Origin of the sequence: Arthrobacter sp. AFG7.2 (assembly GCF_002892835.1) — a bacterium.
In the GTDB taxonomy this organism is placed as follows: Bacteria; Actinomycetota; Actinomycetes; order Actinomycetales; family Micrococcaceae; genus Arthrobacter.
Genome location: NZ_PJMB01000023.1, coordinates 1 through 635 on the forward strand (window position 1 = coordinate 1; position 635 = coordinate 635).

Annotated in this window: 1 pseudogene; it reads left to right on the plus strand. The window is 65.2% G+C overall.

Annotation, left to right across the window (positions count from 1 at the left end):
* Positions 1–635: pseudogene (locus CXX84_RS18910) on the plus strand (hypothetical protein); the annotation flags it as partial.

Genomic DNA, 635 nt, shown 5'->3' on the forward strand with positions numbered 1-635 from the left:
TGGTTCGACGTTGAATCAGGTGTCGCCGGCGAATATGCGGTTGGGCGGGGATAAGCAGTTGCCCGGTGCTGCGGATGTGAGTTTCGGGTCCGAGGTGATCTCGGTGACGGACGCGGCGTCGGGGAAGGTGTGGGCGGTGTCGCCGTCTACGGTGAATGGTTTTGATGAAGCGTCGGAGCCGGTGCTGGTGGGGTCGGAGGGGACTGTTTCGGCTGTCGGGGAGGATGACCGGATTTATTCGGCGGACCCGGAGTCGGGCGTGGTGACGGTGACCGGTGTTGACGCCAACGGTGAAGTGGTGTCCTCGGAGTCCGAGACGTGGGGTGAGTTGAAGGGGTCGGGGGACCTGCAGATCACGGTGGTGGGAGACAAGCCGGTGGTGCTGGATGCGGCGGCCGGGAAGTTGTTGCTGCCGGGCGGGAAGCGGCTGCAGCTGGACAACGCACGCGAGGCCAAGCTGCAGCAGGGCGGTCCGGCCAGTGACTTTGTGGCGATCGCGACGCAGAAGGCGTTGCTGAAGCAGCCCCTGAACGGCTCTACTGCAAAAACGGTGGCGTTCGACGGCGAGGGTGTGCCGGCTGCTCCGGTGCAGTTGGGCGGGTGTGTGCATGCGGCGTGGTCGGGTGCGAACAAGT